Annotated in this window: 13 protein-coding genes and 1 pseudogene; 3 read left to right on the top strand and 11 right to left on the bottom strand. The window is 66.8% G+C overall.

The annotated features are described in order from the left end of the window. The 5 genes from ACQS5P_RS12325 to ACQS5P_RS12305 form a co-directional block, all read right to left on the bottom strand. A complete protein-coding gene (locus tag ACQS5P_RS12325; RefSeq protein WP_428936916.1) occupies positions 1–729 on the bottom strand; it encodes a hypothetical protein in 729 nt (242 codons plus the stop codon). A 100-nt stretch (positions 730–829) separates the two neighbouring features. After that, on the bottom strand, positions 830–1,324 hold the full coding sequence (locus ACQS5P_RS12320) for a hypothetical protein (RefSeq protein WP_428936915.1): 495 nt from the start codon (positions 1,322–1,324) through the stop codon (positions 830–832). A gap of 178 nt (positions 1,325–1,502) precedes the next feature. After that, positions 1,503–2,630 carry a phage major capsid protein gene (locus ACQS5P_RS12315; protein ID WP_428936914.1) on the bottom strand — a complete coding sequence of 376 codons (1,128 nt, stop codon included), beginning with the start codon at positions 2,628–2,630 and terminating at the stop codon, positions 1,503–1,505. A 56-nt stretch (positions 2,631–2,686) separates the two neighbouring features. Next, on the bottom strand, positions 2,687–4,216 hold the full coding sequence (locus ACQS5P_RS12310) for a hypothetical protein (RefSeq protein ID WP_428936913.1): 1,530 nt from the start codon (positions 4,214–4,216) through the stop codon (positions 2,687–2,689). Between the two features lie 9 nt (positions 4,217–4,225). Continuing rightward, positions 4,226–4,537 (bottom strand): FmdB family zinc ribbon protein, encoded by a 312-nt coding sequence (locus tag ACQS5P_RS12305; protein ID WP_428936912.1) that lies wholly within the window; start codon positions 4,535–4,537, stop codon positions 4,226–4,228. A 161-nt stretch (positions 4,538–4,698) separates the two neighbouring features. Between ACQS5P_RS12305 and ACQS5P_RS12300 the strand changes: the two genes are divergently transcribed. Continuing rightward, positions 4,699–4,923, top strand: a complete 225-nt coding sequence (locus ACQS5P_RS12300) for a hypothetical protein (protein ID WP_428936911.1) — start codon at positions 4,699–4,701, stop codon at positions 4,921–4,923. A 188-nt stretch (positions 4,924–5,111) separates the two neighbouring features. Then, complete coding sequence (locus tag ACQS5P_RS12295) at positions 5,112–5,450, top strand: hypothetical protein (RefSeq protein ID WP_428936910.1); 339 nt, start codon at positions 5,112–5,114, stop codon at positions 5,448–5,450. 78 nt (positions 5,451–5,528) lie between these two features. Here ACQS5P_RS12295 and ACQS5P_RS12290 read toward each other — a convergent pair whose 3' ends face one another. The 6 genes from ACQS5P_RS12290 to ACQS5P_RS12265 form a co-directional block, all read right to left on the bottom strand. Next, positions 5,529–7,385, bottom strand: a complete 1,857-nt coding sequence (locus tag ACQS5P_RS12290; RefSeq protein ID WP_428936909.1) for a hypothetical protein — start codon at positions 7,383–7,385, stop codon at positions 5,529–5,531. 168 nt (positions 7,386–7,553) lie between these two features. Next, positions 7,554–9,293 carry a hypothetical protein gene (locus tag ACQS5P_RS12285; protein WP_428936908.1) on the bottom strand — a complete coding sequence of 580 codons (1,740 nt, stop codon included), beginning with the start codon at positions 9,291–9,293 and terminating at the stop codon, positions 7,554–7,556. Further along, entirely contained in the window at positions 9,293–10,021 is a 729-nt protein-coding gene (locus tag ACQS5P_RS12280) for a sigma-70 family RNA polymerase sigma factor (RefSeq protein ID WP_428936907.1), read from the bottom strand. The genes ACQS5P_RS12285 and ACQS5P_RS12280 overlap by 1 nt, the downstream gene beginning before the upstream one ends. Positions 10,022–10,101: 80 nt before the next feature. Beyond that, on the bottom strand, positions 10,102–10,476 hold the full coding sequence (locus tag ACQS5P_RS12275) for a hypothetical protein (RefSeq protein ID WP_428936906.1): 375 nt from the start codon (positions 10,474–10,476) through the stop codon (positions 10,102–10,104). 22 nt (positions 10,477–10,498) lie between these two features. Beyond that, positions 10,499–10,981, bottom strand: coding sequence for a hypothetical protein (locus tag ACQS5P_RS12270; protein WP_428936905.1), 483 nt, complete (start codon positions 10,979–10,981; stop codon positions 10,499–10,501). A gap of 59 nt (positions 10,982–11,040) precedes the next feature. Beyond that, the gene (locus ACQS5P_RS12265; protein WP_428936904.1) at positions 11,041–11,895 is read right to left on the bottom strand and encodes a hypothetical protein; all 855 of its coding nucleotides are present in this window, start codon (positions 11,893–11,895) and stop codon (positions 11,041–11,043) included. 379 nt (positions 11,896–12,274) lie between these two features. Between ACQS5P_RS12265 and ACQS5P_RS12260 the strand changes: the two are divergent. Next, positions 12,275–13,149, top strand: a pseudogene (locus ACQS5P_RS12260) (IS5 family transposase). The last annotated feature ends 89 nt before the right edge of the window (positions 13,150–13,238 follow it).

Below are 13,238 nucleotides of genomic sequence, written 5' to 3'. Positions count from 1 at the left end.
TCACGGATCTCCGGGCATCGCGATCTCGGTATGCGGTGCCAGCGTGAAGATGCCGTCGGGTTCCAGCTCATTCACCGCGTCGATCATCGCGCCTTGCCTGGGGCTGTCGGCGACCGCATCCGCGGCGATGTAGTCGGGCAGCATCCGCTGGAACTGCATCATGTCGGCGCCCCCGTCGCCGGTCGTCTGCATCCTGGCCCATCCGCGTACCAGCCAGCGCAGCAGCTCGAACATGCCGTAAGGGACCGCCGGCACGTCGGTGTTGTTCGTGAGTGTGGGGATCAGCCTGCGGTAGGTCAGATACAGCGCGTTGGTCGTGCTGGTGGTCGGCACCGGCGCGATGACGAGCTGGCGGACCGGCACCGTGCCGGGGGTCGCCTGCGCCTTCTGCCCCAGGTAGTACACCAGGCTCTGATCGCTGCTCAGCCCGTGCACGCGTACGCGCACCACGGTCTGATGCGACGCCTTGCGCACGGCGGTGAGCTTGAGCTGGAAGCCCACCAGATCGATCAGCTCGCCGAAGTCGGCTGGCAGGTCGATCTCGCCGACTCCGCCGACCGTGTTGAGCGTGGCCAGAACGATGCGCCACTGCCAGGGATGGACCTGGCAGAAGTGCTCCAGGGCGCCGTTGACCAGCGAATCGAGCGTGACCAGCGAATCCGGCGTGCCGCCGATGGCGTGCTGGGCTTCGTTCTTGAGCTGCTGGAACGTGAGGCTGAACTGAGCCACAGTCTGGCCCTCCGTGTGAGCAGATAACCGGAAAGAGGGGCGCGGCGGGCTGCGGATTCCGCCGGCCCCTTCTCCCGTCGGTCAGGCGGCAGCGGGCCGATCAGGTCGTCGCGCCGTTGATGACCTTGTTGAAGCAGATCCCGTCGAAGAACACCCTGATCGTGCCGTCGCCGTCGGTCGTGAAGGCCTCGCGGGCGCAGGCCACGCCGATGTCGGTGCTGCCCGCGGCGGAGCTGGCCTTGGTCAGCACGGCCGAGCCGTTGGACGCCTTGAGGCGGTCGCCCTTGGCGATGTCGGTGGTGCCGTTGACCAGAACCTTGGCCGGCCCGCGCACGATCGCCTCGCCGACCTCGCCCGGCTTGATGGGCTTGGGGGTGATGACCAGGACCGTGCCCAGGTTGGCGGTGGAAACCGCCACTATGTTGCCCGCCGCGGCGCGGACAGGGTCGGCCGCGCCCGACGTGTCGCTGTCGCTGGCCGTCACGTCCAGCGCGTACACGCCGTTGGCGACGGTGGCCGTGGCCATCACGTTCCTGACCGTGATCTTCTCGGCCTCAAACGAGTCGCCGAAGAACTGGATTCCGTTGTGAAGCATGACTCTGCTCGTCTTTCCACAGCCCCCGCTTGCGCCTGTGCGCCGTCGGGCCGGCGGCATCGGGCGGCTGAATTGTCGTCGGACTGATCGAATCACCGAATCGCCCGCCGTGAGCCGCGGCCGGCGGGAAGGAAGGCAGGTCCGCCGGCTCGCGGTTCACAGGAGCGGTTCAGGCGGATCATGCCGTGGTCTGGATCAGGCCCTGTCGCCGCCGGCTGCGGCAGAACACGTTGTAGTACGTGTTCTTGTACACGGCCCAGGAGAAGGGCTGATTCACGCTGCCGCGCAGAGGCCCCACTTCCTCCATGAACGTGTCCCCGTGGTACACCGGGAACAGGTAGTCGAAGTTCAGCCAGTAGAACGGCGGCGCGCCGGCCGTGACGGTCGGGCTGTTGCCCGCGTCCAGCTCTTCCACGTCGATGATCTCGATGTTGTTGAAGCTGGCCTCGTCGGTCGCCCAGCCCACGTCGGCCCGCCCGCGCGGGTTGGCGCGAAGGCGGTCGTTGCTGGCGCGCAGCACGCCCAGATAGCCGTTCACGCCCTCCTGGTTGGTGACGATCTTGACCTTGTCAAAGTCCGTCCCCGGGGAGCCGGTCTCGGAGTTGAAGCCGCGGATCCGCTTCCAGCGGAGCTTGCGCCACATGCGGTCAAAGGCCTGGTAGAACACGTCGGCCGTCGCGGCGGCGGTGCCGACCGACCAGTCGAACGTGTCGGTCTGGTTGCGCCAGCGCGGCTCGGTCGCGGGATTGACGGTCATCACCGTGGTAAAGCCCGCCGGCGCCAGGCCGTCGGCGGTGAGGAACGTCGGGATGGAATAGGGCAGCAGGCCGCCGTCGGCCTCCATCTCGGCCGGGTCGGGCGTGTCCCACAGCGCCGACTCCATCGAGTCCCAGATGTCCAGAACGCAGGCCTGCTCCCAGGTGGTCTTGAGGCGAGTGTAGATGTCAACGGGGTTACCCCCCGCCGCCATGTTGAGCCTGACCTGCTCGTTGGTCCACCCGTAGTTGCCCTGGTGGAAGCGCCACGGCGCGGCGATCTGCGTAAGCGTGTCCACGCCCCGCGGCTGCAGGTTCTGGTTGGGCCGGTAGAACCCGGCGTTGTTCATCTTCTTGAGCTGGATCTGGTCGATGATCTTCGAGCCGGTCTGGACAACTTCGTCGTTGCCCCGCCCCTTGAGCATCAGGGCCAGAAAGTACGTGCGCTTGGCGCACTCGTTCAGGATCTCCGTCGTCGGGGTGATCTTGTGCGCCTTGGTCGCCAACACGAAGTCGGCGAAATCAGGCAGTGCGGTCCCGTCTGCGGACATGGTTGACCTCGCTTGGAGTCCCCGCCGCCTTGCGAAGCGGCGGCTTCCCCGGTTTGTCAGCGACCGTCAACGATGGCCCTTGCCTCTTCGGGCGTAGCCCCACGCTGCAGCTCGGCGAAGATCGCCGCGTTGCGTTCCCTGGTGGTGAGTGGCCTGGCTTGGCCGCCGCGCCTCTGTTGCAGCGCCGCGGGAGTTCCCCTCAGTGACTGCGTCCGAGCCGTCAAGAGCCTCGCTTGAGCGGTCTGGTGGATGTTCGTTTTGAACAGACTTGCCGCCGCGTCCTGCATCGCCTCCACGTAGGAGTAGCTTCGCGGGTCGCCGGCGGCCCGGTGAAGCAGGTCGGCCTTCTTTCTCAGCGCCTCGCGCTCCTTCTGGCGGGATTCGTCGCGGATGTTCTCCAGGCCGGGGAGCTGTTCCAGCAGGTCCAGGCCGCGGTTGAACTGGTTCTCGACGTACTCGCTCAGCAGAAACTCGCCGACGCTCAGAAGCTGGCCAATCTGCTCTTGCTGCTGCGCCTCGCGCCGGGCGAAGTGGCTGACCACTCGCTGCGTGGTGCGCGTCAGCGTCTGCGCAAACTCATCTCCACCGACAAGCTGCAGGGTTTCGAGGTCTTTGGGGTCGATGAAGGATGCGACCTGGTCGGCCATGCTCGCCGCCGCGTCCTCGGCGGGCGGTTGCCCGCCGGGGTGCTGCGATTTGTCCGCCGTCAATCGAGCTGTCGATCCGGCCGGCCTCACGCCGTCGGCGTCGATCTCGATCACCTGGTCGCCCTCACCGCCGCCAGAGGTTGCCGCGTCCTGGCCCAGGTCCCCGCGGCCGTATGGCGCCGTGGAGACCTCTTTGTCGGGTGGCGTCTGCGTGGTGCCGGCGGCGGCAGCCTTCCCTGGCTTGCCGTCGCCGCCCTTGCCGGCCTGCTGCCGTCGTCGAGTTTCCTCGCGATCGGCGTGGGCCTGCGTCTCCTTCAACCCTTTGAGGATCTTCACCCTGTTGGAGGGCGGGATCGCTTCCCAGGTCTCCGGATCCATGTGCGCCCGCTTGAGCACCTGCACGTCGGCGTCGCTGGTGCCGTCCGGGTATCCGAACTTCCAGGCCAGGCTCTGGCTCTGGCTCTGGCCACGATCGGACTTTGCGGGTTGCGGCTTGGCGGCGTCGTCGGCGCTCTCGTGGGCTTGCGTCTGGGCCGTCGATCCATCGGCAGCGTCGCGCCGCTGCATCGGCCTTGCGGAACTGGGCTGCTGCTTCGGCGCGAACAGGGCCTTGTTGACCGCATCCGGCCGCTCACCCTTCACCAGCCGCTCGAACGCTTCCCGATGGAGCGATGCAGCCGGGGCTGTGTTGGCTGCCTTGTCTCCAGCGCTTGAGCGCTGTGGTGAAGGGTGAGAGGCCGTATTGCGGTCGTTCGACCCGCTGCTGAGGTCTCCACGCCCAGATACTGTCGTGGAGTCCTTGTCCACGCCGCTCGCTGGCGGCGCATCCGCTACTGCCGCGGCGGCACTGCCGCCGGTGGTCTGGTCGGCCATGTCGGGGCACTCCCCGCCGGCGGCGGGTTGCCCCTGCCGGGGTCCGCGATCGCCGGCACGCTTCATTGGGCCAAGTCACTCGCGCACGAGTCCATTCATGGCGGCGACTTCGCGCTCGTGTGCCGGCGACTCGATGATCGGGTGTCCCTCAGCGTTCTCCCTGCATCCCTTCAGCCCCTGATGGCGCCGAGAGAGGTAGGGATAGCCTTCGATCGACGTTCGCAGAGCGGCGTCGGCGAAGGTGGGCACGCTGATGACGCGGAGAAGACTGTTGCGCGAGCATCCAGGGCAGGGGTGTCGCGACCCAACGGCCGGAGCTTGCCTGATGCTGATGCGGCGCTCTTCTGTGTGCCCGCAGTCCTGACACCGAAACTCGTACGTCGGCACATCCCCGACATCGGGTAATGTGCCGCAGTGCGCGCGTCCTTGCGACCCTGGGCGCTGGCGTCGCTGCAGATGCCGGGGTAATCTCTGGCCCACCACGGGGCTGTGCCGCGGCCGAGCCGCCCCCGATCCGCTCGGCCGCCTGTTCAGGCGCGGAGTTGTTCATGTCCGAACCACGGACGGCCGGCGGCGCTCAGGACGCCATGCAGATCGCTCCCCCCAGGCTGATCGAGAAGAAGATCCGGGTCACGCAGGGTCAGATCGACCGTTTCAACCACTACCGCTCGAAGCACGAAGGCAAGCGCGAAGCCGACGCCTGGCGCGACGTGGTCAACGCCGGCCTGAATGTGCTCGTCCCCGCGCCGGCAGCCACGAACGGGGGTCAGTGATGGAGCTGTTGGCTTGGCTGCACGGTTGCCTGCGTCATCTGTACCGCGCCATAGTCCGCCGTGAGCTCGTGCGACCCTGCCGACGGAAGATCTTGCAGCCCCAAGGCGATGACGTACCATCCGCATCGTCTATACCACGGGCTATGTCGCCCGGGGGATGCAGAGCTTTATCACCACAAGGAGGCATCATGGCCAGGCATTTGACAGGAGCGATGGCGGAGCAGAGCACCCAGCGACCGCCGCTGGACCCGGATGTGCTCGACCGGATCGGCGACGAGCTGGAGGAGGCGCTGCGCGCCGAGCGGGCCGCCGGAGACGCTGTGCGCGAGGCCGACGCGCAGGTCGCCGTCGCTCAGGCGACGGCCGCCCAGGCGCGGGTCACGCAGGACCAGGCGGCGGCGACGACCAACGAGAAGTGGGACACGATTCAGCGCTACCTGCGCACCGGGTCGATCGACCCTGAACCAGTCCCGGACCCTACCGCCCCCGACGACGGCGGCGAGGGCGCTGCCGGCGCGGTTGAGTGATGCTCATCGGTGAAACCTGCCGGCGGCGCGCGGCAGCCGCCCGCGCCGCCGGCAGTTTGCCCCCCAGTTCCATGATGCTCACGCTGCTGCACGAGCTGGCCGGCCGAATCGGGCGGCGCCGGCCGCCGTCGGGCCGCTTGCCCCTCCTGCGGCCGCGCCCGGGGGATTCAACCCTTGGGGCTTCAGATTCGCCAAGGCAACCGGCGCGCCCTGGGCCGCCAGGCGCATCGGCGATGCCGCGTTTGCGGGCAACAGCCCCGGTAGCTGCGCGTTCAATCCCGGCATCGGCCCGGCGATCAGGCCTTCCTGGATGAGCTGCAGCCCCGCCGCGTTGAACACGAGCCTCGAAAAGTCGGGGATGTTGTACGCCTCGCCCAGCAGGTCCAGGATCTCCACCCAGTTGATGTAGGGCATCTGCAGCACCGCCGGCCCGATGGTCATGGCGGTGTTGAGCACCAGCGTCGCGGTCTGCTGCTGCTGCTGAGGATCGACCCGGCGCATGCTCATTGGCTCGATCTCCAGGAAGAACTGGCTCCAGTCCATGTCCTGCTGGCCGGGCTGCACGCCGCCCAGGAAAATCCCCTCCGTCTCGATGCCCGTCGCCGGATCGGTGAAGCTCACCGGCGCGACGACCGCCGGGTCGTTGAAGAAGTACCACCCCACGCGAGTTAGCGCGTCCTTCACCGCATCGCGGAACTTGAGGTGGATGAACTCGCTGCGCACGTCGCGGCTGGCGTCGGCCAGGCTTGCCTCGGTCGCCGTCACGCCCTGTGCGCGGCCGCGCGCGGCCTCGCTCTGGCCGCTGTTGCGGTCGGTGCGCTGAAGCAGCAGGTTCAGGTACGCCAGGCGCTGCTCGGTCGTGCCGCCGATCGCCAGTGGAATGACGTTCTGCCCGTTTAAGCCCTTGACCTTCAGCACCGCGTTCATCGGCGCGTTCTCGATCTGTGCCGCCAGCTCGGTCTGGTCGGCCGAGACCAGCACGAGGTTCTTGGCCGTCGCCGCCTCGCGCGCCGCCGCGGCCGCGTGGGCGTTAAGCTCCTGGTCCTGCTCCGCCATCGCGGCCACGGGCGAAAGCGGATAGACCTGGTCGGGCACGAGGTACACGCCGAACAGCACGTACGGGCCCTCCCGCGGTCCCTTGTACGGAGCCAGCGGACGGATCCAGCCTGCCCTGCCGTCGTTGTGCAGGGCCAGCGTGCCGATCTGTCGTGTCTCGGGGAAGTACAGGTCGTACAGCGTGACGCGCCCCCGCATGTTCTGATTTGCGCTCTTGGAGCTGTCGCGGAAGGCCTGCTCGGAAGGGTAGCGCCCGATCCGCCGCTCGTCGTCGGCGGTCAGCCGATCGACGATCTGCTGGTCGTAACGCTCGTCCCCCTGCAGGTCGGTCAGGTCGCGCTGGTACATGTGCCCCAGCAGCCGCGCCCCCAGGCCGGCCGGCAGGTCGCACTGACTGTCGATGATGACGTTGGCCGGCGGGATTCGCAGCATCGCCGGCGTGAGGGCCTCCATGTTGAACCGGCCGCCCACACCCATCTTCGTTCCGCTGTAGTCGCCGCGGGGTTCCAGCGTCACCAGGGCGCAGCCGAAGCTGAAGAACATGTCCAGGCACAAAAGCTCCAGCTCGGTGCGGAGCTGCACGTCCCTGATCCAGCCGTTGATCCCCATCTGCATGTACCGGGCGATTGGCTTGTGCGTGATCGAGCGCTTGGCGCTGACCGCCACGGCGGGGTTGTCGAAGCACACGTCGCCGAGCATCGCGGCGACGAAGTTGAAGATCATGTTCTCGGGGCGCGGGCGACCGGATCGCTGATCCGACCTGTACCAGTTGCCCACGTAGCGCCGCACCAGGGTCGAAGTGTTGGCGGTGATGCGCCGTCGCAGCTCTTCCGAGGCGCGGATTTCCTGCATGACGGCATCGGGTGTGAGATCGAGCACGGTGGCTACCTCGCCACAGCCCCCGGTTGTGCGTCAGCCGCGGGAACGGCGCCGGGCCTTGTAGAGATTCAGCAGGTGAATCGCCCCGGCGACAAGAACGACCCAGCCCACGCCGATCGCCGCGCGGCACGCCAGTGGTTCAAGCACGTCCATGTGACCATCCTCCGCTCACTTATCGTCTTGCGCGAACGGGTCGCTTTGCTTTGGTGCGGGGTAAAACTTCTGCCTGATCCCGAACACCTCGCCGGCGGAGCCTTCGGGGTACTCCACTTCAGGCGCGTTCACCTTATCGACCTCGTGCAGGGCCATCTGTGCGTAGCCGGCGGCGAAGACCAGGTCGTCGTGATCGCCGGTGGGCGCCCCGTACTCCAGATCCTCATCGTGCGCTTCGTGAAGCTCCATCGTTTTCAGCCGCGGCCGGAACTGAAACTTCACGAGTTGGCGGTGCAGCTCGCGTGAGCGAATGATGATCTGCGGCTCGGCCAGGCGGCCGTGGATGTCGCGCGGCGCGATCGCGCGCCTCAGGCGCGGGATGGTCAAGTCGCCCTTAAGCCGGTGATGCCCCAGGTCCTGGCTCTGGTCGCGGTCGCGTTTCTGTTCGTCGCGTCGCATGTACTGGTACGTGTAGCCGAAGTCGTCGAAGAGCCGGCGCATCGCGAACAGCCCGACCTGCCGCTCGCCGCACAGGAACGCCTGGTTGTAGTGCCAGGCCAGCCCCAAGAGCTGCTCGGCCCAGCTTGGACCCCAGCGGCCGTACGCCTCGGCAACCTGCTCGCCGGTCATCCGATCCAGCACCACGGCGGCATCGAAGTCGCCGTCGCGCAGCCCGTAGGCCGAGTCGTGCCCGATCACGTACTTGTGTCCGGGGATCGGTCGCTTGAAGATCGTCACGCGCCCCTTGTCAGTGACGCCGCAGGCTGCGAACACCAGCAGCATCCGCGCCGTTTTGCCGGTACTCCTGTCCGTGATCGTGATCGCGCGCTTATCGTCGGCATTCTTCGCCGGCACATGGACGAATGCCCCCACTTGGCCGTCCTGGAGGTTCTTGAGCTGCTGCTCCAGGGCGAACAGGTCGAACACCGGCGTGCCCGAGAAGTCGGCAAACCCGCCGCCCAGCCGCACGCTGCGCTCAGCATCGCTGTTGAACGTCTGGCTGTGATACCAGGCGCGATCCCCGCGATCGGCGCCGGGGTTGGAGTCGATGCCCCCGCGCGGCCAGACCCACAGCGTCGGGTGGGTCTGCGCGCACATGGCCGCCAGCTCGTCCAGGCCCTGATCGGCGTGGTGCTTGAGCCACGGCACGTACAGGTCGCGGTACATCCAGGTCATGCCTCGGGTGGCGGTGGCGGCGAAGCAGTATCGCGTCTTGCGCAGGCCGCGGCGCCGCATCTTCATCTCGTTCCACAGCGCCTCGGGCGGTTCTTCGTCGAAGATGACCAGGTCCGGGTTGATCCCCTGCACGTGCGTCCAGCTCGCGTCGCCGCTGACCAGAAACATTTGCGAGCCGGGGAACGGGCCGCCCTCGAAGCTGTAGAGATTGTCCCCCTTGTTGAACCGGAAGGGCCGGTCGAAGCATTGCTCTTCGAGCTGGGTGCGCAGGATCTTGAACTGCTTGAAGGTCTCGCAGCACCAGATCACGATCAGCGGGCGCCTGGGGATCTGCTGCCACGGGTGCGAGTGGGTGACCCACCAGTTGACCTCGACGCCGGCGGCCGTGGTCTTGCCAAAGCCGTTGCCGGGAAACAGGCAGCGCACGGTGTGGGGCGCTTTATGGAACTGGAGCTGCCCGCCGTGGTGAGGGTTGTAGTAGTCGGCGGGCCGCAGCCGGCGGTGCTTTTCGCACACCTGCTGGCGCCACGCCAGTTGCAGGATCTCGGCCCGCTCGTCGGCCGACAGCACGATCGACATCAGGCGGCCCTTTGAGGATTCCCAGCCCCGTTCTTCTTGATCGGGACTCGTGCCCTGGCCAGATGATGCAGCCGCGTCCTCTGGTCCGCCGGGGCGTGCTCCCGGCAGAGGCTGTGCACCATCGGCAGGATCTTACGATGAATCCAGATCGACACCGCCGACACACTGACTCCCATCTCATCGGCGATCTGCGCGGCGTTCATGCCGAGCAGAAACCGGCTGACAAACACGCGGCCCAGCTTGCAACCCAGCCGGCCGCACAGCCAATCCAAAAAGTCACGATCCTCCATGTCCAGCGATCCAGGCTCGTCGTCGGCGGCCAGGGCGCCGATGCGGTCCTGCTCTTGTTCGTCGTCGATCGAGCACTTGACAACGTGCGCGCATCCGCGGCGGCCCAGGAAGGCGTACACGCGCGCCTCGGCCTTGATCCGCAGCCGCATGATGGGACTGGCGTACTTCACGAACGACCCGCCGTTGCGATCGGGACGATAACTGGCGATCAGCTTCCGCAGGGCCAGAAACCCGAGCTGCTCCAGGTCATCAAGGTCGCAGGCCTCGATGATGCGGTGGCGCCGCCCGGTCGGGCCGCACGCCTCACTGTGAGCCGCTCGCCGCGCCAGCGGCAGGTAGATCAGGCTCAGGGCGTTCAAGGCGGTCAGGTTGGTGCGATCGTGGTGGAAGCAGGTCCACATCCCGCGGGCCTGTTCATCGAGTTGTTCGAGCTGCACAGGTTGTGGGACTCCCCAGCCCCTCTGCTGGCTTTGCGGATCCGCGCGGGAACGACGGATCCTTTTGCACGTCCATCGCGTCAAGCCACGCGGCGGTTCGGCTCCTGTTCCTCGACCGTCTTCTGTCGCAGCCACCCGGCCAGGTTCTGGCCGACCAGGCCCACCGGGCGCGGCGGCGCCGGCGGGATCGCGTCGGGCACGAGTTGCTCGACCGGCGCCGCGGCGATTGCCGCTGCCGAAGAAGTGACCGGCATGAACAGCCGCTGGAAGTCCGCGTTCCTGAAGGCCATCTGGATCGACGGCCTGCCATCGCCGCCGCCGATCGTCACCACCCAATCGCCAGGCATCAGCGCCTGCGGCCCTGTGTCCGTGTCGAGCACCGCGAACTCGACAACCCGCCGAGCCGTGCAGCTCACCGATCGCACGTCAAAGGATGCCGCCAGCGTTGTTTTCATTCTCGGCATCGCCTCGGCCCGTTCATGCCGCGACTCTTGGTTCTTCGCCCCTGCCGGCCGTGATCGCGTCGCTCAGACGCTTGATCCAGTCAACCAGCTCGCCCTGGACGCCCGGCAACCGATCGACGACCAAGCGGGGCGTGCCCGCCCGCCTGGTGGTCAGCTTTTCGAGCGTCTGCGGGTCAATGAGCCGTCGCGCCTGCTCGGCGTTGATCGACCCGATGAGGCTGACGAGCTGAGGGCGCGTGAGCTGGCCCGCGTCGTACAGCTTCACGACGCCCGCGGCCGAGATGCTGGTGCTGGTGGACGCATCCAGCCGGCCGAAGAAGTAGTCTCCCTCGACCCGCTCGCCGGGCTTCATGCCCGCCTTCACTCGTGCCTTCAGGCCATCGGCGCCCTCGATGTACTGGGCGGCGACCTCCTTCACGAACCCGATCCGGTCCACGCGCGCGTCGCGCCGCACGCTGTTCGCCGGCGCCGTCTGGTGGCTGTGCTTGCGTGCCATGTCCCGTTGCTCCTTTTTTTTCTTGCGTGGTTATCTTTACCCTGGTATAGTCCATCCGCTCATGATCCCCGGCCGGGGTTCCCCCCCACCCCGGCCATACTCGTCGCGGCGGCCTCCGGGCCGCCGCGCGTTTTTTGACTCTCAGGCTCGTCCGGCGGTGGGACTTCATGCCCCAGGCGGCGCTGCACGCCGGGCGGCAGAAGGTGCACCTTGCCCTCAAACAGCAGCAAAAGCTGCTCGTCGCTGCAGTCCTCAAGCGCCCCGCGCGTGCCGGCGTCGGGCCGCTGCTCGCCCTCAACCTTCAGGCCGGGCGTGTATTCCCCCAGCAGCTCCAGCAGCAGCTTGCGGTCCTGATGCCCCTCGCGGCCCACGATGATCGCGCTGTTGAGCAGCGCCTCCATCACTTGCCCAAGGCGGTCCCGGCAGCACTCCCGCCAGGCCGCCGTCGCCCGGGCGCGAAACAGCGGATCCTCCATGTGCCTGTACCAGGTGCTTCGCGAGATCCCCAGCCGCTCGCACCGCTGCTCGATCGTGAGGGGCCGCTGTCTGGGGTCGGCCAGGCTCTCGATGATGCGCACTTCAGTGTTCTCGCCGCCGCCGGCGGGCATGGTGGGATTGAGCCGGCTCTTCGCCGTGGCGATCGCCGCCGTCTGCTTCCGCTCAACGCCCGCCTTGGCCAGCAGCGCCTCTGCCTGGGCCTCGGGCGAGCTGGGTAGGCGATGATCGGGGATCAGGTCGTGAACTGGCTTGGGGGCGTCCGGGCTGGGCACTGAGGACGCGCTGGGCTTGGAGGCAGCCGGCGCGGGACCGGGCCGGGGCTTGGGCGGGCGTGCGCGCGTGGAGCGCCCCGCTTTGTCCCGCGCGGCGCCGCTGGCCGCGGGCTTGGCACCGTCCTTGGCGCGTCTCTTCAGCAATGGTTGCTCACGAATCTATACCGTGGTATAGTCGTGATCGGGAATCACTCCACGCAAGGCCCAGCCCCAGGGGATCGTCGGGGAACTCTACTCCGTTCATCGGCTCAGAACCAGGAGGGATAAGTGCTCATTCGACGAGCATATTTACGCTCACGGGCTGGCCAATCACGAATGCCGAGGGGCGTGCGGAATTGCGCAGCGATGTGAACCATCAAAGACGATGCGCAAGTCCTTCATTGGCGCCATTTTTGGAGACATAGCCGTAATTGGCGAAATAAAACTACGTTTGGATAAATTTTTCTTTTGCTATTTTGCCTAGGCTCTGTCTGAAAACTCCGAATTCGCATACACTGCCGTGACGACATGGAGGTCGCCACTCATGAAACGCCACGAGCTGACGGACGAGCAATGGGCGTTGGTCGAGCCGCATCTGCCGCGGAGCACGGCCCGAACCGGACGCCCGGCTCGCGATCGACGAACGCTGCTCAACGGTATTTTCTGGATTCTCTGTACCGGCGCGCCTTGGCGCGATCTGCCCGAACGCTTCGGCCCCTGGCAGACCGTGTACGACCACTTTCGCAAGTGGCGAAAAAGCGGCGTCTTTGCCCGCATCATCGAGACGCTGCAGGTCAAGCTCGACAACCAGGGATACATCGACTGGGAACTGTGGTGCGTGGACGGGTCATCCGTCCGCGCCGCCCGCGCTGCGGCCGGGGCTGACAAAAAAGTTGCCGACGGCACCCCGACGAACCCGCCGACCACGCACTGGGCCGCTCGCGAGGCGGGTTTGGCTCCAAATTCCACGTGGTCACTGACGGTGCGGGCACTCCGCTTGCCATCGAAGTCACCGCCGGGCAAGTCCACGAATCGACGCGCGCCGAATCGGTCATCGCAGAGGCGATCGCGACGCTGATCGGCCGACGACGAAAGAAACGCAAGCGTCGCCACAAGCCCCGCAAGCTCGCCGGCGACAAAGGATACAGCGTGCAGCGCGTGCGCGACTGGCTGGCCGAGCAGAAGATCGAGCCGGTGATTCCGCACAGGGAAAATGAGCTGGCGCGACATGACCCGGCGGTGTGGTTCGACCGCTGGGCCTACCGCGGCCGCTGCGTGGCCGAGCAGTGCGTCGGCTGGCTCAAGGAGTTCCGGCGCATCGGAACGCGGTTCGAGAAGCTGGCCGTGCATTTCCATGGAATGCTGCAGTTGGCGATGATCCGCCGGTATCTCAAACTACTGTTTTCAGACAGTGCCTAGCCCGGATATCCTGCCGACGTTGGGTCACTCGCTGGGGACCGAACGCCGGCTCTTGGGCCGGTGGCAGCGAGGTTTTCTTTATCAAGTTG

It is taken from the genome of Fontivita pretiosa (assembly GCF_050410795.1).
Classification (GTDB): Bacteria; Planctomycetota; Phycisphaerae; order Tepidisphaerales; family Tepidisphaeraceae; genus Fontivita; species Fontivita pretiosa.
Note: the sequence above shows the minus strand (reverse complement) of the source record. Positions and strands in the feature narration are given on the sequence as shown.

Bases quoted from the DNA above. Each gene is read 5' to 3' on its own strand.
- ACQS5P_RS12320 (WP_428936915.1), bottom strand. From the start codon at position 1,324: ATGCTTCACAACGGAATCCAGTTCTTCGGCGACTCGTTTGAGGCCGAG.
- ACQS5P_RS12315 (WP_428936914.1), bottom strand. From the start codon at position 2,630: ATGTCCGCAGACGGGACCGCACTGCCTGATTTCGCCGACTTCGTGTTG.
- ACQS5P_RS12310 (WP_428936913.1), bottom strand. From the start codon at position 4,216: ATGAAGCGTGCCGGCGATCGCGGACCCCGGCAGGGGCAACCCGCCGCC.
- ACQS5P_RS12300 (WP_428936911.1), top strand. From the start codon at position 4,699: ATGTCCGAACCACGGACGGCCGGCGGCGCTCAGGACGCCATGCAGATC.
- ACQS5P_RS12295 (WP_428936910.1), top strand. From the start codon at position 5,112: ATGGCCAGGCATTTGACAGGAGCGATGGCGGAGCAGAGCACCCAGCGA.
- ACQS5P_RS12285 (WP_428936908.1), bottom strand. From the start codon at position 9,293: ATGTCGATCGTGCTGTCGGCCGACGAGCGGGCCGAGATCCTGCAACTG.
- ACQS5P_RS12275 (WP_428936906.1), bottom strand. From the start codon at position 10,476: ATGAAAACAACGCTGGCGGCATCCTTTGACGTGCGATCGGTGAGCTGC.
- ACQS5P_RS12270 (WP_428936905.1), bottom strand. From the start codon at position 10,981: ATGGCACGCAAGCACAGCCACCAGACGGCGCCGGCGAACAGCGTGCGG.